Annotated in this window: 19 protein-coding genes; 14 read left to right on the top strand and 5 right to left on the bottom strand. The window is 25.5% G+C overall.

All coding sequences use genetic code 4. The annotated features are described in order from the left end of the window. Positions 1-43: 43 nt before the first annotated feature. From STABA_RS05435 to STABA_RS05425, 3 genes are all read left to right on the top strand, one after another. Positions 44-1387 (top strand): M17 family metallopeptidase, encoded by a 1344-nt coding sequence (locus tag STABA_RS05435; RefSeq protein WP_156007333.1) that lies wholly within the window; start codon positions 44-46, stop codon positions 1385-1387. Positions 1388-1405: 18 nt separating this feature from the next. After that, positions 1406-2743, top strand: coding sequence for a M17 family metallopeptidase (locus tag STABA_RS05430; RefSeq protein WP_156007331.1), 1338 nt, complete (start codon positions 1406-1408; stop codon positions 2741-2743). Between the two features lie 64 nt (positions 2744-2807). Continuing rightward, positions 2808-3842, top strand: coding sequence for an acyltransferase family protein (locus tag STABA_RS05425; protein ID WP_156007329.1), 1035 nt, complete (start codon positions 2808-2810; stop codon positions 3840-3842). A gap of 27 nt (positions 3843-3869) precedes the next feature. On the opposite strand, the gene STABA_RS05420 is transcribed toward STABA_RS05425, so the two are convergent. The 3 genes from STABA_RS05420 to STABA_RS05410 form a co-directional block, all read right to left on the bottom strand. Beyond that, the gene (locus STABA_RS05420; RefSeq protein ID WP_156007327.1) at positions 3870-5537 is read right to left on the bottom strand and encodes a dicarboxylate/amino acid:cation symporter; all 1668 of its coding nucleotides are present in this window, start codon (positions 5535-5537) and stop codon (positions 3870-3872) included. Between the two features lie 14 nt (positions 5538-5551). Continuing rightward, the gene (locus STABA_RS05415; RefSeq protein ID WP_156007325.1) at positions 5552-6871 is read right to left on the bottom strand and encodes a CoA-disulfide reductase; all 1320 of its coding nucleotides are present in this window, start codon (positions 6869-6871) and stop codon (positions 5552-5554) included. 165 nt (positions 6872-7036) lie between these two features. Beyond that, positions 7037-7282, bottom strand: a complete 246-nt coding sequence (locus STABA_RS05410; protein WP_156007323.1) for a hypothetical protein — start codon at positions 7280-7282, stop codon at positions 7037-7039. An 87-nt stretch (positions 7283-7369) separates the two neighbouring features. Here STABA_RS05410 and STABA_RS05405 point away from each other — a divergent pair, with 87 nt between their 5' ends. The 6 genes from STABA_RS05405 (at position 7370) to STABA_RS05380 (ending at position 12294) form a co-directional block, all read left to right on the top strand. After that, entirely contained in the window at positions 7370-7684 is a 315-nt protein-coding gene (locus tag STABA_RS05405) for a winged helix-turn-helix transcriptional regulator (RefSeq protein WP_156007321.1), read from the top strand. Between the two features lie 63 nt (positions 7685-7747). Then, positions 7748-9085, top strand: a complete 1338-nt coding sequence (locus STABA_RS05400) for a M17 family metallopeptidase (protein ID WP_156007319.1) — start codon at positions 7748-7750, stop codon at positions 9083-9085. 24 nt (positions 9086-9109) lie between these two features. After that, entirely contained in the window at positions 9110-9571 is a 462-nt protein-coding gene (locus tag STABA_RS05395) for a hypothetical protein (protein ID WP_156007317.1), read from the top strand. Positions 9572-9591: 20 nt separating this feature from the next. Continuing rightward, positions 9592-9924 carry a hypothetical protein gene (locus STABA_RS05390; protein WP_156007315.1) on the top strand — a complete coding sequence of 111 codons (333 nt, stop codon included), beginning with the start codon at positions 9592-9594 and terminating at the stop codon, positions 9922-9924. A gap of 53 nt (positions 9925-9977) precedes the next feature. Further along, complete coding sequence (gene pepF / locus STABA_RS05385; protein WP_156007313.1) at positions 9978-11753, top strand: oligoendopeptidase F; 1776 nt, start codon at positions 9978-9980, stop codon at positions 11751-11753. Between the two features lie 103 nt (positions 11754-11856). After that, the gene (locus tag STABA_RS05380; protein WP_156007311.1) at positions 11857-12294 is read left to right on the top strand and encodes a GNAT family N-acetyltransferase; all 438 of its coding nucleotides are present in this window, start codon (positions 11857-11859) and stop codon (positions 12292-12294) included. 47 nt (positions 12295-12341) lie between these two features. On the opposite strand, the gene STABA_RS05375 is transcribed toward STABA_RS05380, so the two are convergent. Both STABA_RS05375 and STABA_RS05370 read right to left on the bottom strand, forming a co-directional pair. Further along, positions 12342-12818 carry a peroxiredoxin gene (locus tag STABA_RS05375; RefSeq protein WP_156007309.1) on the bottom strand — a complete coding sequence of 159 codons (477 nt, stop codon included), beginning with the start codon at positions 12816-12818 and terminating at the stop codon, positions 12342-12344. A gap of 25 nt (positions 12819-12843) precedes the next feature. Further along, entirely contained in the window at positions 12844-13716 is an 873-nt protein-coding gene (locus STABA_RS05370) for a Cof-type HAD-IIB family hydrolase (RefSeq protein ID WP_156007307.1), read from the bottom strand. A 186-nt stretch (positions 13717-13902) separates the two neighbouring features. Between STABA_RS05370 and STABA_RS05980 the strand changes: the two genes are divergently transcribed. The 5 genes from STABA_RS05980 (at position 13903) to STABA_RS05345 (ending at position 23415) form a co-directional block, all read left to right on the top strand. Then, positions 13903-15891 carry an ABC transporter ATP-binding protein gene (locus STABA_RS05980; protein ID WP_156007305.1) on the top strand — a complete coding sequence of 663 codons (1989 nt, stop codon included), beginning with the start codon at positions 13903-13905 and terminating at the stop codon, positions 15889-15891. 104 nt (positions 15892-15995) lie between these two features. Further along, the gene (alaS, locus tag STABA_RS05360) at positions 15996-18671 is read left to right on the top strand and encodes an alanine--tRNA ligase (RefSeq protein WP_156007303.1); all 2676 of its coding nucleotides are present in this window, start codon (positions 15996-15998) and stop codon (positions 18669-18671) included. Between the two features lie 20 nt (positions 18672-18691). Further along, complete coding sequence (locus STABA_RS05355) at positions 18692-20014, top strand: phosphatase PAP2 family protein (protein WP_156007301.1); 1323 nt, start codon at positions 18692-18694, stop codon at positions 20012-20014. Between the two features lie 201 nt (positions 20015-20215). Further along, positions 20216-21802 (top strand): ATP-binding cassette domain-containing protein, encoded by a 1587-nt coding sequence (locus STABA_RS05350; RefSeq protein ID WP_156007299.1) that lies wholly within the window; start codon positions 20216-20218, stop codon positions 21800-21802. Between the two features lie 11 nt (positions 21803-21813). Beyond that, a complete protein-coding gene (locus tag STABA_RS05345; RefSeq protein ID WP_170264715.1) occupies positions 21814-23415 on the top strand; it encodes an ATP-binding cassette domain-containing protein in 1602 nt (533 codons plus the stop codon). Positions 23416-23424: the final 9 nt, after the last annotated feature.

Below are 23424 nucleotides of genomic sequence, written 5' to 3'. Positions count from 1 at the left end.
GTTATAAAATTATGATAATATCACTAATAAAGGAGAACTTAAAATGATCACATGTAATCAAAAGTCTTTTAATATCACATTAAAAGCAATAACAAAAGAGAGCGACGTAAATCCACTTGTTATTAAAGAAAATAAAGAGTTTACATTAATATCTGAAGAAAAGACTTTATATGTATGTATGTGCCCTAAAATGACTTTATTTAAAATGCAGGCATTTATCTTAGATTTTGTAAAATCAAATAATATGGATTTAAATGTTGATTTAGATTCTTTTGTAGAAATTTATCAAAACAAAGAAGAAGTATTGCAATTACTAGTTGAAACATTTATGTTTGCAAATCACAAGCAAATTGAAATGAAAACAGAAGAAACCAAACATAAATCATATGATTTAATATTTTCAGCACAGTATGAAAACATTTATGAAAATTCTAAAATTAAATTAGAGTATCAAAACTTTGCAAGAGATTTACAAGATTTGCCTCCAAATTTAGGAACATCAATAACTATTGCTGACAAGATTATTGAAAAAGCAAAAGAAAATAAAGAAATTAAAGTAACAGTTTATGGCAAAAAAGAAGCTGTAAGTTATGGAATGAATTTATTTTTAGCAGTTAATGCAGGATCAAATATTGATCCAAGAATTGTAGTTTTAGAATATTGTGGAGATTCAAGTAAACCGAAAACAGCATTAGTTGGAAAAGGAATAACTTTTGACTCTGGAGGATATAATTTAAAACCTGGAAACTACTTAAAAAATATGAAATATGATATGTCTGGAGCAGCAGTGGTAAGTGCAACTGTAATGGCTCTTGCTAAAAGAAAAGCAAAATGTAACGTTGTATCAGTTGCGATGTTAACCGATAATAAAATTGGTGGATTAGCAACACTTCCTGAATCAATTGTTAAATCAATGAATGGGTTAAATGTTGAAATTGCAGATACAGATGCTGAAGGAAGATTGGTTCTTGCTGACGGAATGACTTATGCAATTAGAGAAGCAAAAGCAGAAAGATTATTTACTGTTGCAACATTGACAGGATCAATATTTTCAGCATTAGGAAAATGACAAACAGGAGTGTTTGCAAATAATGATGAATTTTTTGAAGAATTTAATCAAGGAGTATTAAAAGCTCAAGAAAGAATATGAAGAATGCCGTTGTTAAGTGAACATTTAGAGCCACTTGAATTCACAAAAATTGCAGATATTGCAAGTTGTGAACTATCAAATAAAGATGGAGCATACTCATGTACAGCTGCTGCATTTTTAAATCAGTTTAGTGAAGAAAAACCATATCTTCACTTAGATATTGCAGGAACTGCTGACTTTGATGCTAGAGGTTTAGCGCCAATGCAAAAATCATTGTACGAATTATTAAATAAATAAAAAGAGAGGAATTTATATATGATAACTACAAATAAAAAATTACACAGTATAACTGTTAAAGCAATAACAAAAGATGCAAAAGTTAATCCAGTAGTAATATTAGAAAGTGGATCTTTGACTTTAGTATCAGAAGATAAAACAATTTATTATTGTTTAGATCCAAAAGCAAAAGCTAAATGTTTAGCAAATGCTGTAAGCTCAATTGTGGGATCAGCTAAATATGACTTGAATGTTGACGTTAATTCATTTTTAGAAATAGTTGAAGAAAAAGAAGGAGCATTTCAAGCAATAGTTGAGCAGTTTTTATTCTTAAACCATAAACCATATGAAATGAAAAAAGAAGGCTCAAAACAAAAATCATTTGATCTAATTTTTGATTCTAAATATCAAGATGAATTTAATAAAGCAGAAATTAAATTAGAATTTGTAAATTTTGCAAGAGACTTGCAAGACTTACCACCAAATGTTGGTACTTCAGTTATAATTGCAAACAAAATAAAAGAAAAAGCAAGCTTAATTGAGGGATTAAAAGTAAGTATAATGGGAAGAGCAGAAGCAGAAAAACTGGGAATGGGTTCATTCTTATCTGTAAATGACGGTTCGCATGTTGAAGGACAAATTGTTGTTTTAGAATATTGTACTGATAGTTCTTTACCAAAAACAGCTTATGTTGGAAAAGGAATCACATTTGACTCAGGAGGATATAACTTAAAACCTTCTGCATCATTGGCGGGAATGAAGTTTGATATGTCAGGTTGTGCGATTGTTAGTTCAACTGTAATGGCACTAGCAAAAGCAAAAGCAAAATGTAATGTTGTAGCAGTTGGTATGTTAACAGATAACAGAATCGGTGGGCATGCGACTTTAACCGAATCAGTAGTTAAATCAATGAACGGTCAAACCATTGAAATTGGAAATACAGATGCTGAGGGAAGATTAGTATTAGTTGATGGAATGACTTATGCTATTAGAAATTTGAAAGCAGAAAGATTAGTAACTGTTGCAACTTTAACAGGAGCAATGACTTTCTCATTAGGAAGATGATTTACAGGAACATTTACTAATAACGAAGAATTCTTAAAAGAATTTAATAATGCTGCAAAAGATGCAAATGAACCGGTGTGAAATTTACCTTTAATTAAAGAACATTTAAAAGTAATGCAAACCTCAAAAATTGCAGATTTATCAAACACAGGAAATATTAGAGAAGCAGGTTCTTCAACTGCAGCTGCATTTTTAAATGCGTTTAGTGAAGAAAAACCTTACATTCATTTAGACATTGCTTTAACAGCTGATAGAGATGGACGTGGACTTGCTCCAATGACAAGAACTTTATTTGAAATGTTGAATAAATAAGACTAACATATATAAAAAGTTGTTATAATTTTTTATATATGTTTTTTTATTAAGGAGAGATAAAATGAAAAATCGAGTTTCTTCGATAGAGCTACTTAGATTATTTTTAGCATTTTTTGTTATTGCAAATCATGTTTGAGGAGAGAACGATAGTGCACCAAATTTATATTTTTTTACATATCTTTTTCCTATTAATATGACACACATTTCAACATTTGCTTTCATTACAGGATTTTTTTTGGCTAACAAAGGAAAACCAAAAAAATTATTTAAGTATGTTACAACTTTAATTTTTTATTTTGCTTTTAATTTCATAGTGTCATTTTTTGTAGAGTATTTTTATTATGATGTAACAAGTTTATCAACAATTTATAATTTTACTATTGAAGCTTGATGATATGCTTTTTCGATTATATTTGTTTTTGCATTATATATTTTCTTTTCAGATAAAATGGCAAAACTAGATTGAAAAGTTTTTCTGTTAATATTAATTATTTTACTTATAACTTTATCTGTTTTTAATAATTATACAGGATGACAAGCAACATGATTAATTTTAGTTGCACTATTTGGATCATTTTCAAGGTTACATTTAGTAAATCTAATGAATAAAAAATGGTTTTTAATTGTTAGTATTTTAGTTTTAGTAATTACAACAATTGCTATGGATGTTATATTAAGTTTAGGAAAAATAGAAGATGATGAATTATTAAAAACAAGTTTATTCTTTAAAGAAAATAATCCATTGGCCTTTGTTTTACCTTTATTTATTTTCACAATCTTTTATAACATAAAAATAAAAAGTAAATTTATAAATTACATTTCTTCATTTACCTTAGGAATATATTTATGTATGACAATTTATAATCATTTATTATATTCTTTACTAAGCACATATTTAATTAAGTTAAATGATGTAGAATTAAATTTTGCTTTAATAGGTTTAACATTATTAATTTTTATAACAGCATTAGTTCAAACTCTTATAATTGAGCATTTAAAAAAAGGTATATTTATAATTTGTGATAAAAATTATTGGATTAAAAAAAAGATATTGATAAAAGAAAAAGAAAAACTTAAAAAATTATCTAAACATTAAAAAAAGTTTTGCTTAGCAAAACTTTTTTTATTTATTTTTTATTTCTTTAAATTTTTTTCTTTTATTTAAATATGCTTCTTTAAAATCTTTTTGCTGACTAATTAAAATATTTTTCAAACTATTTTTTTCTTCTCTTGTCAACTCTATTCTTTTTAATTCCTTAGCATATTCTTTTTTGCTATTTAAAATGTTATTTTTATATTCATCTCTTAAACTTTTTAAAAATAATATTTGTTTTTGTTTTTCAACTTCTTTAGAATTTAAAATTATTGACCCTTCTTTTATTAAACCTTCGGACTTTGCAACAATTGTTGAAGCAGCAACTCCACCAAGAACATTTGCACCAGTTCTTCCCATATCAAATAATCCATCAAGTGGTGTGATGACTGCTAAAACAGCGGCAATAAATTCTGAAAATCCAATTCCTCCAATAACCCCAACTGTTACAACAGTTGCGGTTCCAGGTACTCCTGCAATTCCAAGTGATGCAACTATTGTTACAAATAAAGAGATTATAAAGTAAGTAAATAACCCCATTGAGTGTGGAACCTGTGATCCTGTTCATAAAATACTTGTTGCTAACCCAGCTTGAATACCAGCACAAGCAATCAATCCCATTGTTGTAGAAATTGGAGCAACAGTACTTGAAACTCTTTCTGAAACTTTCATTTTTTCTAAACTTTCAAGAGAGACTGGTAATGATGCATTTGATGATTGAGTACTAAAACCTTGCACTAAAGGTCTTCATGCTTGTCTCCATCATGCTCCTAATTTTATTCTTGATAAAAATATTTGTAAACTTAATCAAACTATAGCAATAACAATTCCTAGGTAACCAACCCCAATTACTTTTCCAATGTTTGCAAGTTCACCAATTGGTCTTGCAGTAATTGAGGTTGAGATCATTGACATAACAGCAAGTGGCATTATTTTCATAAATGTTGATAGCATTGATGAGGTAATTTTTCAAGCGGTTTCAGAACCTTTAACAATTGCTGCCATTTCAACTTTGTGTCTCTTTGCTAAAATTTTAACAGACATTCCTGCAATAGCTGCAATAACCATGACAGGTATGATAGTGTTTGTTGAAAGTGCTGCAAAAAAGTTTTCTGGTAAATAATTTCAAATAATTTGAGGTAAAGGAATATTGTCTTTTCCTGTTGGAGTTGATCCTGCTGCTTCATCAAAAACACCTTTACCAACCTTAGTGACAATCCCTAAAAAGAATGTAATTGTAAACATCACTCCAACATTAATTAAAAGTAGAGCAATTCCTTTTAAAGTTATTCTTGCTAAACCAGATTCTCCAGGTTTAGCTGTTATTTTAAATATTGCTATAAATACCACGGGAATTGTAAGCAAATAAATTCCTCTAATAAAAATATTTTTAAAAAATTGAGATCAAATATTTAATTCGTTAACTCAATATATATTACTTTCGCTATCTTTAAATCCTGCTGATAAAGTTTCTTGATCAGGAAACTTAATAATTGCTTGAATAGCAATTCCAAAAACTAATCCTATAAGCATTCCTATAATAACTCTGTACATAAAAGTAATTTTTATTTTTTTTAAAAATATGAAAAATCCAATTTGTAATGCAACAAAAATTAGAATAGCGACTGCAGATTGTCATTTACTAATAGCTAAAAAATCTCTTAGAATATTATTTTTATTCTCTGCTAAAATTTGCATTTCTTCCTCCTTATTTATATAAATTTTGATATTGCGATATGAATAATATCAAATGATTTTGCGAATGGTGGAGAATATGGAAGGTCAATTTGTTCTAGTGCTTCATTAACTTTAATTTTACTTCAAACCATTGTTGCTAAACTATAAAATCTTAATATTGAATCTTTATGCGAAAACATTTGTGCACCAATTAATTCATGTGTATCTTCATTCATAATTAATTTTAAATGTACATCACTTTGTCCTTTTAAATAATGTGTATGGTCTTTATCCTTTATGTAAGAAACTTTTGTTTTAATATTTAAATCATTTGCTTCTCTTACTGTTAAACCACATCTTGCTATTGCTTTGTCAAATAATCTTATAATTGAACTTTGAATTGTTCCGTTGAATCTTGATTCTATTTTACAAATATTATTTGCAATAACTTTTGCTTGTTTTGATGCAACTGTCGCTAATGGAGAATAACAAAATTGATTTGTAATTTTATTCATGATTGCACAACAATCTCCTCCAGCATAAACATCTTCTATGTTTGTTTTTCCAAACTCATCAACAATAATTGCATTATTCTTATAAAAATTTAATCCAGTATTTAATAATAATTCAGTATTAGGTTTAAAACCTGTTGCAGTAATAACTAAATCAAATTCATATTCTTTATCACTTATGTTAGCTATAACTTTGTTTTCTTTTTTATAAAAATTATTAACAAAACTATTTAACATTAAATTAATTTTATTTTTTTCAAGAGTAGTTTTGATTAATTCAGATATTTCTGCATCATATAAATTACTTAAAATATCTTTTTCTATTTCAACCATTGTTACATTTTTATTCAAGTCTTTTAAATTTTCTGCAAGTTCTAATCCGATAAAACCAGATCCTACTATTAAAATATTATTAATATTTTTTTTCTCAACAATATTTCTTAAGGCTAGTCCATCTTCAAACTTAGTTAATTTAAAATGTTCAATAGTATTTAGCCCTTTAATATTTGGACTAATAGCATCAGCACCAGTTGCAATAACTAATTTATCAAAAGTAATTTCTTTGTTATTAACAACAACTTTTTTATTTTTTAAATCAATTAATTTTATTTTTGAATTTATAATTATTTCTATTCCTGATTCATTAAATTTTTCAATAGTTCTTGCAAATAACATGTTTGGTTCATCAAAATTTTTACCTACATAATAAGGCAAACCGCATGCACCTAATGAAACATAATTTCCAGTCTCAATTACTAAAACTTCACAGTTTTTATCATTTCTTTTAACTTTAGCAGCAACTCCCATTCCAGTTGCTCCTCCACCAAGTATAACTATTTTCATATTCTCTCCTTTTGACGATAAAATATGTTATGCTTTAACTTAATTTGTTAAAACATACTTATTATATTACATTTAATTTTTTATTTTTTAATAAAAAGTGTAAATTAAAAAATCGCTACAAAAGTATGTATAGCGACTTATATATTTGATAAAAAATAAATATTTTTATCTTCATAAATAAACTAAACAGTTTGCAGGTTTTCCACAGCCACAAGTTCCACAATTATCTTTATATTCTTTTAGTTCTACATTTGCAAAACCATTACTCATTTTGCCTTCTTCTAGTGATGCTTTTAATTTTTCTCCACATTCTAAAGCAGCTAAAACAGTTTTTCCTTCGTTCAAAATTTTATCTATTTCCTTAAAATCACCATTAGTGACATGCACATAATTATTTTTATCTAAACTCATATTTACCTCCTTTCTTTAATATAATAAGATAGAGCATTAAAAAATAAAAGTAGTTACTTTTAAGTAACCTTAAAAAGGAGATTAATAATGGAAGTCTGCCCTGTTGAATTAAGTTTAAAAGTTTTAAAAAATAAATGAACTATTTTTATAATTCGTGAGTTATTAGTATCAAAAAAAAGATTTAACGAATTAAAAAAAAGCTTAAAAGGTGTCACTACAAAAGTTCTTGTAGAAACTTTAAAACATTTAGAACAATTAAATATTTTAAATCGAAATTCTAATAACGAGTTTCCTTTAAAAGTAACTTATTCATTAACTGAATTAGGAAAAAGTTTAAAATTGGTTTTAGATGCTTTATCATCATGAGCTTGTGAAAATGAAGAGTTTATAAAATTTAATTAATAATAAAAATTAATTTCAAAAAATATTTAATATAATATTATAAAAATAGATAGGAATAGAAAAATGATTTTAGTAAATGAAAATAATTTTGAATTAACATTAAAAGCTTTTGAAAAAGATAGCTTAAAAAATAATTTAATAGTAAACGAAAGTGGTTCAACAACTTTATCGCTTGAAGAAAAAGTTTTATATTTATGTTTAGATAATAAAATGAACAAAAAAAGTTTAGAAAAAACTTTTTCATCAATAGTATCTTCAAGTAAATATGATATGAATATCGATTTAGATTCAGTATTAAATATCTTTGAAAATAAAAAAGAAGTATTTCAACTAGTTGTAGAAATAATTTTATTTAGTTTACATCAACAATTTTCAATGAAAGAAAAAAACTCTGAATTTAAATCATTTAGTTTATTATTTGATAACAAATACAATGATATTTATGAGACTTCAAAAATTAAAGTAGAGTATGTAAATTTTGCAAGAGACTTACAAGATTTACCACCAAATATTGGAACTTCAATTGAAATAGCAAATAGAATTGAAGAAAAAGCAAAAAAAATAGATGGATTAAAAGTTACAATTTTAAATAAAAAACAAATTGAAGATAATAAAATGGGATTACTTTTAGGAGTTAATGAAGGATCTCATATTGATGCTAGAGTTGTAATTTTAGAATATTGTACAGATGATAAATTACCTAAAACCGCATATGTAGGAAAAGGAATCACATTTGATACTGGAGGATATAACTTAAAAGGTTCACAATTTTTAGCAAACATGAAATTTGATATGTCAGGATGTGCAATTGTTAGTGCTGCAGTTTTAGCTTTAGCTAAGAAAAAAGCAAAATGTAATGTTGTATCAATTGGATTATTAACTGATAATAGAATTGGTGGTCATGCGACTTTAACTGAATCTGTTTTAACTTCAATGAATGGTAAAACTGTTGAAATTGGAAATACAGATGCTGAAGGAAGATTGGTTTTAGCTGATGGTATGACTTATGCAATTAGAAAGTTAAAAGCAGATCGTTTAATAACAGTTGCAACTTTAACTGGTGCAATAAGAGTTGCGTTAGGTCCGTGATATACAGGTGCATTTTCTAATAATAACGAATTTTATAATGAGTTTGAAAATGGATCAAAAAAATCTTTTGAAACAATTTGAAGATTACCAATGGATTCAGAACATTTAAAAGTTATGCAAGGATCGAAAATAGCTGACTTAGATAATTCTGGAACTACTGGTTTTGCAGGTTCTTCAACTGCAGCTGCCTTTTTAAATGCATTTAGTGAAGATAAACCATATATTCACTTAGATGTTGCAAGTACAGCTTATGAAGATAAAAGAGGAAAAGCAACAATGGCAAGAACTCTTTTTGAAATGTTAAATAAGTAATCTAAAAAAATAGGAGTGTTTTTTATGGATAAAGATAAAAGTTTATCTTGATTAACAAGAAAATATTGATGAAAAGATGTAGATAAAAAAATTATTGACGGATGAGTTTTTAATATGTTTTTAATAAGAACTATGGTTAGCTTTTTATTCTTGTTTCTTTTAATTGTAGGTTCTTATTTTATCAAAGATGATGTTAAAAGCGATTCAGAATGATTAGGTGGATTGATTTTTGGTTATATTGCTGCAACAGTTTTTATGATTTCAGGAAATATTTTATTTATATTAAAAACAAGTTTGTTTAAAATGAAATTTGATGAAAACATAAAGATAAAAAATTTATACAATACATATTTAATATTGTCTTGATTTTTTATAATAGGTTCAATAACAACACTGATTTATTATAAAAAAATAACAAAAATATTAATTAATAACGATTTTGTATTTAAAAAATATAATAAATTTTTGGATAATGGTTACATTTAATAAATCAAGCAGAAGATCTTATGAATATGTATGGAAACCAATTAACATCTCCAAAAATAACAGTTTTTAAAAAAACTCCTGAAATAAATAAACCAAAAAATATTGAAATGATATTAGGTGTTGAAGATAAACTTTTAATTGAAATAGAAGTTTTAAATATTTTAGAAGATAGCTCATTAATCATAAAAAATAAAAATAGTAAAGCTATAAGCATTGAGTTTATAGAAGACGAACTATTTTATACAAAAAAAATATATCGTTTTAACATTAAAGCACTTTCTAGAAAAAAATCAAAAGTAGTTTTAAATTATAAAAATGCAACCAAAACAAGTTTTTGAGTTAAAGTTTTATAAGAAAACTACTTTTTTAATTAGTATTTAAAAATTTTTTTAAGTATAATCTTGTTATGAAAAGAAATGAAGCAAAACAAAACTACAAGTGAGATTTTTCACATTTATATAAAAATGGAAATGAATTTAAAAAAGATCTTGAAGTTTTAAAACAACAATTTGACAAATTAGAAAGTATGAAAGGACAATTAAATAACAATAATAAATTTTTAGAATATTTAAAATTAGATAAAGAAATAGATTATCTATTTGCAAAATTAAATCAATACATTCATATGTATGATGTAGATCAAGCAAATAGTGAATTACAAGAATTACAAGGATTATTTCAAAATACATATCAAGAGTGTTTTTCAAAAGTAAGTTTTTTTGACCCAGAAGTTATATCAGTTGGTAAAGAAACTATTTTAGGATTTTTAAAAGGTAGTGAGTTTGAAAGTGAAACTTACATTTTTGAAAAATTATTTAGAAAACAAAAACATATTCTTGATGATGAAAGTGAATCTTTGCTAAGTAAAGTGGCAAGAAGTAGAGGAGCTGTAGGAGAATTATATGATACACTTGCTTATGCTGACAACATTGAAGAAAAAATATTAATTGATGGTAAAGAAGAAGTTGTGGATACAACTTTATATAGAAAAATTATGGAAGACTCAGACCCAACTGAAGATCAAAATTTAAGAAAAGAAGTTTGAGAAAAAAGATTTATAAATTATAAATCAAGAAAATATTCATATGCAAAAATTTATGAAGGTATTTTACTAAAAGATGTGGAAAATTATAAAATAAGAAACTATGAAAGCTCATTAGAAATGAGTTTAAAAAGAGATAATGTTCCTGTTAGTGTATATGAAAAACTTTTAGAAACAGGAAAAAAACATATTCAAGTTTTAAAAAATTACTATTTACTAATTAAAGAAAAATATGGTTTTAAAAAATTTAATTCTACAGATAGAGAATTAGTTTTAACAAAAGAATTTAACAAAACTTATTCAGTTGACGAAGGAATTAAAATTGTAAAAGACTCTTTAAAAGTTTTAGGAGATGAATATGTAGAATTTTTAGATAAAGCATCAAGGCCTAATGCAATAGATTATTATGAAGATAAAACTAAAAGAAGTGGTGCTTATTCATCTGGTGGATATGGAGTTGAACCTATTATTTTAATGAATTGAAGTGATAAATTAAGTTCATTAAGTACTCTAGCTCATGAGTTAGGACACTCAGTACATACATATTTATCAAATAAGTATCAACCATTCCCATTAGGGAATTATCCATTAATTCTTGCAGAAGTGGCTTCAACTTTTAATGAGCACATTTTATTTGATTACACATATAAAAATTTAAAAGATGATTCAGAAAAAGTTTATTTACTACAACAAAGAATATTCGATTTATGTTCGACATTTTATAGACAAATTCAATTTGCAGAATTTGAATATCAAGCACATAAAATGGCTGAAAAAGGTGAACCAATTACTGCAGATAGTTTAATGAATTTATTCTTAGATATTGAAAATAAATATGGTTATGACATTTTTGATGATAAAGATAGAGATGCTTTCCAATGACCTTACATTGGACACTTCTTCTTTTCACCATTTTATGTTTATAAATATGCTGTTGATATAACTGCTAGTTTTAAACTTTATGATGATTTCAAAAAAAATGGACCAGAAAGTATTTTAAATTTCTTAAAATCTGGTGGACACAAAGATCCGTTAGATATTTTAAAAGATTGTGGTGTTGACTTTAATAAAGAAGAAACATATATGCCACTAATTAACGAAATTGATCACTTAACAAAAGAATTAAAAAAATTAATTTAGTTAAAAAAATCTTAAACAATATTTTATTTAAAATAATTTTTAAATAAGTTTAAGATTTTTTTATGCAATTATAAATGTTTATATAAAAAATAGGAGATATAAAATGAAATTGAATTTTAATTACAAAAAAGGTAAAGGTAGTAATCTGTATGATGATGCAATAAAATTAAGAAAAGATATTTTTGTTATTGAACAAGAGTGTTTTGATACACCTGATGAAGATGACTTTGATGATATTGCATATCATATTGTTGGATATTATGAAAACGAGACTATTTGTTGTGCAAGAGTATTTTTTGATGAAGAAATTTTATTATGAGGTAGGATTGCAGTTGATAAAAAATATAGAGGAAAAAATTTAGGAGTACAATTACTAAATTACTTAAAAGAATTTTCTTTTGATCATTTAAAATCAAAAGAAGTTCATATTCACGCTGAGTATTATGCAATGGAGTTTTATAAAAAATTTGGATTTATTGAGTATGGAGATGTATATATTTTTGATAACATAGAACATATAAATATGAAACTAGAATTTTAGTTTATAAAAAGCAAAAACCTTTGTACAATTTTGTACAAAGGTTTTTGTTATATTGTTTTATTTGATTCATTGATTCTGGTTTTTAAAAACTCTAAAACTTCTTTTACATGTTCTGTAGGATTAACATCCATAAATGATTTAATTACTTCTAAGTTTGTATTTATAATAAAAGTACATCTTCTTGTACCTTCCATTAAAATACCATTAGTGTTTTTAAAACTCCCTCATAAAGATAACTCATTAATTAATTTTTTATCTTTATCAGCTATTAAAGGAAATTCTAATTTATTGTTGCATGCAAATTTGTTTTGATCTTCAACATTATCAGCACTTACTCCAACAATATTGTATTGTAATAAGTCAAACTCTTTTTTTAATTTAGAATATTCATTTACTTCTCTAGTACATCCGGGTGTACTTGCTTTGGGATAAAAGAATAAGACCAATCCTCTTGAACCCATCAAACCAGATAATGAACTTTCTTGTTGTGTATCTAATTCGTATATATTATTTTCTAAAAGCATATTCTTTGTCCTCCATTAAAAAAATCTAAACCTCTTCACCATTAAGAAGTCTTTCTAAATATTCTCCAACTCCACCCTCATCATTTGTGAAATTAGTAATACCATCAGCAACGTTTTTAAGTTCTGTGATACCATTTTTCATAGCAACACCATAACCAACAGTTTTTATCATATCATAATCATTCATTTGGTCTCCAAATGCAATTACATCTCTGATATCTTTGTTATAATACTGAGCTAATATACTTGCAACAAAACCTTTATTTACAATTTTATTTGTCAATGTAATCATTAAAGTTGATGCTTTTGTAATATTTCCATAAATATGACCTGATTGTATTTTTATAGTGTTTTTGAACTTCTCAAGTTGTCTAATAATATCGTCTTTTTTATCTTCTTTTGATGCAAATATACATAAATTAGTTGCAGGTCCTTCTCAACTCTCATAAGGATTTGCTATAAAATAATCATCATCGTCAACATCATCTAAGTGAAAGAAGTTTTCAATGAATTCATCTTTTTTCATAACAAAAGCTTTGTTGTATGATTCAACTAAAATATTTGTTACATTTTCTTTTACTACAGGATTATTAATAATATCAAAAACAACTTGTTCACTAATTGGAAATACTAATCTTTTAAATCTTCTTTTGTATGGATCATGAATATGTGCTCCATCAAAATTTGTCATTAAACTTGTAATTCCTAATTGTTTATAAAATCGCATTGTTGCTCTATGTGGTCTTCCTGTTACTATACAAACTGTATGACCATCTTCACAAGCTTTTTTTAGAACTTGTGCTGTTTTTTCATGAATAGTTTGACCATCAGATTTTAAAACAGTACCATCTAAATCAACTAAAATTAGTCGTTTTTTATTTAAATGTTGTAATTTCATATTATTTCCTTTCTATATTAAAAAAGTTTAATGATAAAATTATAAAACTTTTTTCTATGATTTAAAACCCATAGGACAAAAAAGTTTTAGTTATTCATAAAGAATACTTTTTTCATCTTTTACTAAATACTTATATTGTTTTCAAGTGAAAATAATAAATGATATAATTTTTTAAGGAGTGATTTTATGAAAAAGAAAAATGAAGGCACTAGTATTTTTATAAAACCTAGACAAAAAACTATTGCTGGATTATTTATGCAAGGTTGTAAACAAAAACCAATTTATGCAGCACTAACTCTTTTTTCGATAATTGCAGTTATTCTTTTTACTGTTTTTAATATTAAAATAGCAGAGAATTTAGTAAAAATCTTAACAGCTCAAAATTTAGTGGATATGATATCAAAAAAAGATGAAGCATCTCAAACTATAATTGGAGATTTGATTCAAAATGGAGTAATTACTGGAGGAGAAGATACTAAATTTGATGTTGATGCTTTATTAAGAAATGAGGCTTTAGTAAACTCAATTCTTAAAAAACTTGGGAATGAAGATGTTTTATATCGTGATGGAAGTATTTATTCAAGTATATTTGGAATTGAATTAACTTTTAGTAAATGAATTTATACATTGATGGGAAATATTGGTTTAATTGTTATTTCAATGTATTTAAGTTATTTTTTTACAGGACTTATAGCTCAAACAAAAGAAACTGATTTAAGAAAAGATACAATAACAAAAATTTTATCTCAGGATTTAAACTTTTTTAATGCAAATAAAACTCAAAGTTTAGTAACAATTATTGTAAAAGATATTGGATTTATTGGAGATCAATTAAAAATAGCACCAATTATTATTGTTTATATACTAGGTAGTTTTGTTGGAGCAACAGTTACTCTTGGAATTATTGATTGAAAAATTACACTATGTACATTGTCATTAATCTTAGGTGTTGTTTTAGTTGCGTTGCTTGTTGTATTTGTAATTTCAAAACCAACTAAAAAAATTAATTTAGAAGAAAAAAACTTAAACAACACAATGGCTGAAAGAATTCAAGCTATTAGATTAGTAAAATCAGCTGGAACTTGATTAGAAGAACAAGAAAAATTTAAATCACAATCCAAAAAACTAGATAGAGATAAAAAAATTAGTATAGCTATGACAACTTTAATTGCAGCTTTATTAGTTGGGGGAATTGGTAGTTTTACAATGGCTTCTATTGTATTTGGAAACTTTATTTATACAGGAGAAACTGCTAAACTTTTAACAATTTTTAGTACTTTTACAGCAGGAATATTTGTTGTTATTACACCATTATTTCAATTAAAAGAGATTTTAGAAGGTGTCAATCGAGCAAAAAATAGTTTTAATACAATAGATAAAATCACATCGAGCATGCCAAAAATCGATGTCAACAAAGAAGCAGAAATAGAAAGTGTTGACGGAGATATTATTTTAAAAGATGTTTACTTTTCATATCCTGATGCACCTGATAAAACTATTATTAATAAGTTAAATTTAACATTAAGAAAAAATAAAAAGTATGCATTTGTGGGTCCATCAGGTAGTGGTAAATCTACAATTGCAAAATTACTACTAAGATTTTATGATCCAACCGATGGAAAAATTTTAATTAATGGAAAACAAGATTTAGCAGAATTAAATTTAAAATCTTGATTAAAACATGTTGGGTATGTTGATCAAGAACCTCAAATCTTTAGTGGAACTATTATTGAAAATGTTGCTTATGGTTTAGAAAGCTGAACACAAGAAGAGTTAGTTGAAGCTTGTAAAAAAGCTAAATTACATAGTTTAATAATGGCGCTTCCTAAAGGTTATGAAACTGTGTTATATGAAAGAGGAGCACAACTTTCAGGGGGACAAAAACAAAGATTAGTCATTGCAAGAGCTTTCTTAAAAGACCCTGCTGTATTAATTCTTGATGAAGCAACAAGCGCATTAGACAATATTGTTGAAAAAGAAATTCAACAAGAACTTGATAAATTAATGGTTGGTAGAACAACAATTAGTATTGCACACAGATTGTCAACCATTAAAGACTTTGATGAAATCTTTGTTTTAGATCCAAATTTAGGGATTGCACAAAGAGGAACATTTAATGAACTTATAAATGAACCAGGAATTTTTAAAACTCTTTATGATAGTAGTAAAAATTAAAAGTAAGCTTGTCTTACTTTTTCTTTTTATAATTTAGCAACAAGTTAAAACACCCTTATTAATATGCTAAAATTAAATTGTTATTTTTTTGCAAGGAGATAAAAATGAAAAAACTAAGTGCAAATCAAATTAGAAAAATGTGATTAGATTTTTTTAAATCAAAAAATCATTATTTTTTAGAACCAGTAAGTTTAGTGCCTGTTGATGACCCAAGTTTATTATGAATTAACTCAGGAGTAGCAACATTAAAACCCTATTTTGATGGAAGATTAAATCCACCATCACCAAGGTTAACAAACTCACAAAAATCAATTAGAACAAATGATATTGAAAATGTTGGAGTAACAGCAAGACACCAAACAATGTTTGAAATGTTGGGAAACTTTTCAATTGGAGATTATTTTAAAAAAGAAGCAATAGAGTTTTCTTGAGAATTGTTAACTTCAAAAGAGTGATTTGACATTGATAAAGAAAAATTATATATAACTGTTTTTGAAGATGATAATGATGCATATGAAATATGAACAAAAACTATCGGAATAGCAAGTAATCACATCTTTAAAGGAACAAGAGATACTAATTTTTGAGATGTAGGACAAGGACCATGTGGTCCGAATACTGAAATATTTTTTGATAGAGGCGAAGTTTGAGACCCGAAAAAAATAGGTCCAAGACTTTTAGAAGATGATATCGAAAATGATCGTTACATTGAAATCTGAAATATTGTGTTTTCACAATTTAATAATGATGGAAACAATAATTATTCTGAATTACCAAGAAAAAATATTGATACTGGTGCTGGATTTGAAAGATTAGTATCTATTTTTCAAGATACACCAACTAATTTTGAAACAGATTTATTTTTACCAACTATTAAAGCAGTGGAAAAATTATGTGATAATAGCTTTAAATACTCAATAGAAAATTATTTTAAAGAAAATAAAGAGCAAACTAAAATAAATACTGCTTTTAAAGTTATTGCAGATCACATTAGAGCTGTTGTTTTTGCTATTAGTGATGGAGTATTTCCTGGTAATAAAGACAGAGGATATATAATTAGAAGATTAATTAGAAGAAGTAGTGTATATGGAAGAAAACTTGGAATTAATAATGCATTTTTATTTAAATTAGTTGATATAGTAATTGAAACTATGAAAGATTTTTATCCTTATATTGTTGAAAAAGCTTCAACAATTAGAGAAGTAGTTGAAATTGAAGAAAATAGATTTTTACAAACTTTATCAAAAGGTTATGAACACTTAGAATCTATTATTAATAAAGAAAAAATAGTAAGCGGAAAAAATGCTTTACTATTATTTGAATCATTTGGTTTTCCAATTGAATTAACAGTAGAAATTGCAAACGACTCAAATATAAAAGTAGAAGTTGAAGATTTTTATAATTTATTTGAACAAGCAAAAGAAGTGGCTAGAAATGCTAGAAAAGATGATAAGGCTTGAAATAAACAATCAGCTGTACTAACAAGTTTAAAAGTTGAAAGTGAGTTTATTGGGTATGAAGTTGAAGAATGTAATGCAAAAATAAACTATATGTTTGCAGATGATAAAGAAATAATGTCAGCTACTGATGAAATAGTTTTTTTAACATTAGATAAAACTCCTTTTTATGCTGAAAAAGGTGGACAAGCTGCTGACAATGGAGTATTAGTAGATCAAAATGGAAATAACCATAATGTTATTGATGTTCAAACCGGTCCAAATAAGCAACACATTCATAAAGTTAAACTAAATGGAACTTTAAATGTTGGTGATGTAGTTGAAGCAAAAATAAATCTAGATAAAAGATTTTATACAATGAAAAATCATTCAGGAACTCATATTCTACAATCTGCTATTAGAGAAATTTTAGACAAATCTGCTTTACAATCTGGAAGTTATAATGATGAAAATGGCTTAAGACTTGATATTAGTTATAATCGATTACCTAGTCAAGAAGAAATTGATCAAATGCATTCAGTAATTGAAAGAGTTATAAAAGAAGCAATTCCTAGAGAAGTAATCTATTGTACATTAGATGAAGCTTTAAATGTTCATAATGCTTTAGCTATTTTTACAGATAAGTATGGAGAACTTGTAAGAGCAATTAAGTTTGGAGAATTTTCATGTGAACTTTGTGGAGGAACTCACGTTTTAAATACAAAAGATATTGAAGATTTATTAATAACTAATGTTGAGTCAAAAGGTAGTGGAGTTTATAGATATCATGCTGTAACTAGTCATAAAGAAGTAGCTGCTGTTTTAAATGAACAATTTGCTAAACAAAAAGCAGAAATCAGACCAACTATTGATAAATTTAATGAGTTTAAAAAATATGTAGAAAATAAAGAAATAGAAAAAGAAATTAATGAAATTAATAATTTATCAATCAATAAAAAAAATCTAGCAATTATAAAAATAAAAGTATTTAATTTAAAAAATAAATTTAAATTATATCAAAAATCAGTTGAAGATATTTTAATTGCAAAAAAATTAGATAGTTATAAAAATGTAGAAGCAAAATTAGTTGATGGAATAAATTATATTGATTTAGAATTAGATGATTTAGAAATGAAAGAAATGAAAGCATTATCTGATGAACTTCAAAATAAGTATGAAAATCTAATTTTAAAATTAATTAATAAAACAAATAAGGTTTATATAGTTAGTGTTGGACAAAAACTATCTGATTCATATAGTGCAATTGATATATTTAAGTCGACTAAAGAATTTGAAGTTAAAGGCGGAGGAAATAAAAACTTTGCACAAGGAAAAATAGTTTAACAATAGAAGGGAAAAAAATTGTGTTTGATATAAATAAAAAAAGTAAAGAGTTTATATTTTTATTTATCCCAGGATTAGTTATAGTTATATTTTCATCAATTAGTTTTTTAGTAACAGGTTTTTTTGATAGAGAAATTGATGCAGTTATTTCTAAAACGATTGATTATTTTCCAGTAAAAATTTGAGCTTCATTTATGGAAGAGTTTGGAATTTACAACATGATGTGTTTTGTATTTATCCTGCTTGGTGTAATTTGAGAAACTATTTTCTTTTATCAAAAAAAATTTGGTAAAAAACAATTTATAAAAAATAATCAATGAATGGTTTATATTTACTACGCTTTAGGATTTATAATTTGAGTTGCTTCAATGGCAATTGCAGTAAAAGCAGGTTTTTCAAGAGATTTTGGATATGGACCAGGAAATGATCCTTATACTTTTATAAGTCAAAAATATAGAACTTATTCAACAATATTTATAAAAATACTAGAACTGGGTGTAATGATTGTTGGTTTTGTAGTTTTAAGATTTAAATTTGCAAAGCGCGAAGATATTTTATTAAATGAGTATTGAACGGATGCATTAAAAGGATGCGTTTGAATTGTATTTATGTATATTGTTGTAGTTTTAGGGAAAATGTCATTTGGTAGACCTTATCCTTATACAGTGGATTTTGAAAATAGTTTAAGAAGAGCTCATGAAAGTGGATGAACTTATACTCCTGAAACAGGTTATTTTGGAACAGGACCAGATGGAACAAGTAATGTTGATTATTTACCATGATGAATTCCAAATGACTTTTTTAAAAACTTTAAAAATTGATTTGTATTTAATGCTTTTGAAAAAGATAACAATGGATGATGAAACCGTGATTTTCCATCAGGACATACTGCTGCTACTTCTTCAATGGTTTCAATAATGTTTTTATTTATAAACCCAAATAAAAAAAGAAAATTGACTTGATATAAATTAGCTTATATATACTTTGTCTTTTTAATTATTTTACCTTCAATGAAATTTGGTCTTATGGCTCAAAGAACTCATTGAGCTAGTGACTTAGAATTTACAACAATTTTTGCAATAGGATTTATCCCATTAGCAAATTATTTTGTAAATCGTCATGTGAGATGTTGAAAAAACAAGTTTAATGCAAAACATCATAATAAAACAAAAGGATATATAATAGAGCAAAAAATAGGATTTGTATTATATGTACAAACACCAAATTATGATAATCGAGTATGTTTATTTTATAATGGAAAAAATAAGGCTAAAAAAATTGAAAAAATCATTAAAAAATACAATATTGATTTGGTAAGAAAAGAGATCATAAATAGCATTTAAAGAGTTCTTATTCATAAAAAAACCACATTTAACTTGCAAAAGTAAAGTAAATATTATTTATACTTTTTGTAGTTAGTTATGTGGATTTTTTTTTTTTTTTGTAAAGACCTAGAAAAAGTTATTGTTATTTAACAAAATAATTATTTTATAATAAAAAAGTGGTAACAATATAAAATAACACTAATATAAGAAAGGTAAAAAATGGGTAAAGTAGTAAGAAAATATTGAGTAGGTTTTTTATTTTCTATGTTATTAAAAGTTGTTGGTGAGGTAATTTTCATTGGATCAAATTATTTTTCATACATTATATTTAACAAAGCAATATCAGAAAATGCAAAGTTAACAGATATATGATTACAAATAGTTTTTGCATTTGTAGCAACTCTTGGATCGCTAACAATAACTTATCTTTCAAATATTTTAAATTCTTATGTAGGATATAAAATGAAAATGAGATTTAAAGATGTAGTAAGTTATAAAATCAACTCTATGACAGATGAAGAAATAGAAAAATACAAAAAAGGTGAATTGCTTTCATGATATGAAAACGATGCCCCTGCAATTTATTTAGCATTAGATGCAAAATTAATAAAAATTTGACACAATATAACAATGTGTATAGTTTCAATTAGTTTGTTATTTATTTTTGTTCACTGAATTGTTGGTGTAACAGCAATAATTGGGGGAATTTTAATAATTTTTGTTCCTGTATTTTTTGGAGGAATAACTTCAAAAAAACAACAAGAATTAATGATAAAAAATGGAGAATTAACTCAAGGTATTGAAAATTTAGTTAATGGATATTCTGAATTTGCATTTAGAAACAAAAAAAGCTTATTTGTAAAATTGACTCAAGGTTTTTCAAATAAAGTTGAAAATACAAAAATAAAAATAGAAGGTTTAAACTTTATAACTAGCTTATTAATAGGTATATTCCAAGTAATTTTACAACAAGGAGTTTTTGTTGGTGCAGGAATTTTATATTATTTAGGTTATGTAGAACCAGGAGCAATGCTTGTTTCTATAAGTTTTTCAGCATATTTCATGCAAGGATTTGGTGGATTAATAAATAATATTGAAACTGCAATCAAAGGTAAAAAAATAATCAAAAAATTCTCACCAGTTGTTTTTGATAAAGATTTTGAAGGAAAAGATATTTTCTTTGAAGAACTTGCAATAAAAGGCTTAAATTATAGTGTAGAAAACAAACAAATATTTAAAGACTTTAATTCAATAATTAATGCAAATAAAAAATATTTGGTAGTTGGAGAATCTGGTAAAGGTAAAACAACTTTATTTAGAATCATATTTGGAATAATTAAAAACTACAGTGGAGATTTAGAAATAAATAAAAATATAAATTACAAAAATTTAGCACCTGAAGATTTAAAACATTTATATTCTTATTTACCTCAAGAACCAAGTGTTTTTAATGATACTTTAAGAAACAATATTAGCTTATGAGATGAAAGTATAAGTGATGAAAAAATCATTGATGCACTAAAAAAAGTTAATTTATCTAAAGTTTTAGAAGAAAATGGTTTGGATGGTGTAATTAACTTTGAAAGTAAAAACTTATCTGGTGGTGAATTACAAAGAGTTGCAATAGCAAGAGCTATTGTTGAAGATAAACAAGTAATGATAATGGATGAAATAACAGCCAGCTTAGATAAAGAAAACAGAGAAAGCATAGAAAATTTAATTGGTAGTTTGAACAAAACAATTTTATATATTTCGCATACAACAGATGCAGATAATAAAAATTTTGATCAAGTTATTAAATTATAGAAAGGATGAGTATGAAAAGATATTATTGAAAAATATGATATATATATTTAATATTTATTGTATTTGCAACGCTAGCATCTGGATTAAGTGTATATGCTAGTCTAGCATTAGGTTGAGTTGTTGATGATGTAATTAATAAAGATAAAGACAAATTTATTTTTCATATGTCATTTGCTGTTGCGGGACTTTGTGCATCTTTATTTGTTAGTTTATTAAATGATTTCATTTTTAAACCAAGAGCTATTAGAATATTAAATAACGGTTTAAGAACAACTATTGCTTTAAAAATTAATGCAATGTCATATTCAGAATATAGTGAAAATAAAAAAGGGCAATACATATCATGATTTACAAATGATGTAGATAGAATTCAAACTTATTATTTTTCTGATATTTTTGTAATATTAGAAGTTATTCCTGGTTTAGGGGTTATGGCATATGGGTTCTATGCAATAAATTGAATTTTAGGTTTAATTGCATTTTTATCTGCTATTAGTGCAATTTTATTACCATATTTGTTTAGTAAAAAAAGTTTAAAAAGACAAAATAAAAGTTCACAATTAGCAGAAGAAAAAAATGCACAAGCTGTATCTTTAATTGGTGGATATAAAGAGTTTTCATATAGAAACCAAAAAGTAAAATTCAGAAAAATGATCAGCACTGTAAATAAACCTTATGAAAAAAATGACTATAAATTAAAAATACTATTATATAGTGAAAATTGAATTTTAAATTTAATCACTGTTGGTTCACAAACATTATTATCTCTTGTGGCAATATATTTGTATACTTTAAATGATACATCATCAAGTATGAATATATCTGCAGGATCTGCACTTTCAGCACCTGTAATGGCATATACATTACTTAGTCATATTTTTAATGGATGTGGATCTATTAAAAATATGTGATCTGTTAAAGATATTAATAAAAAATTTAAAACAGAGGTTAAAAATGTCGAAGAATATGAACCAAATCCAATTGAATTTAAAAAATTAAATATTAACAATTTGTCACTATCTTATGATGAAAAACAAGTTTTTAAAGATTTTAATTTAGAAATTGGCTTAAATAAAAAATATTTATTAGTCGGAAAATCAGGAGCAGGAAAAACAACTTTATTTAAGACTATATTTGGATTAATTGATGATTATGAAGGAAAAATTGTTATAAATGATCAAAAAGATTATAAGCAAATTGATAAAAGAGACATTTGAAACTTAATAGCATATGTTCCACAAAGCAATATTGTATATAATGTCAGTATGAGAGATAATCTTACATTATTTGATGATTCAATTAGTGATGATAAAATTATTGATGTAATAAAAAAAGTAAATTTATCAAGTTGACTTGAACAAAACTCATTAGATACAATTTTAGATAACGATAATAAAAATTTATCTGGAGGAGAAGTGCAAAGAATGGCAATTGCTAGAGCACTGCTTCAAAATAAAGAGTTTATGATTTTAGATGAAATTACAGCTAGTTTAGATAAAGAAAATCGATCAAGTATTGAAGACTTGGTAGGAAGTTTAAATAAAACAATTCTTTATATATCACATACAACAGATGTAAATAATAAAAATTTTGATAAAGTAATAAGCCTATAAAAAAACCAT

The sequence above is a fragment of the Spiroplasma tabanidicola genome (assembly GCF_009730595.1).
Lineage (GTDB): Bacteria > Bacillota_I > Bacilli_A > Mycoplasmatales > Mycoplasmataceae > Spiroplasma_A > Spiroplasma_A tabanidicola.
This window is presented reverse-complemented; position numbering and strand designations above follow the sequence as displayed.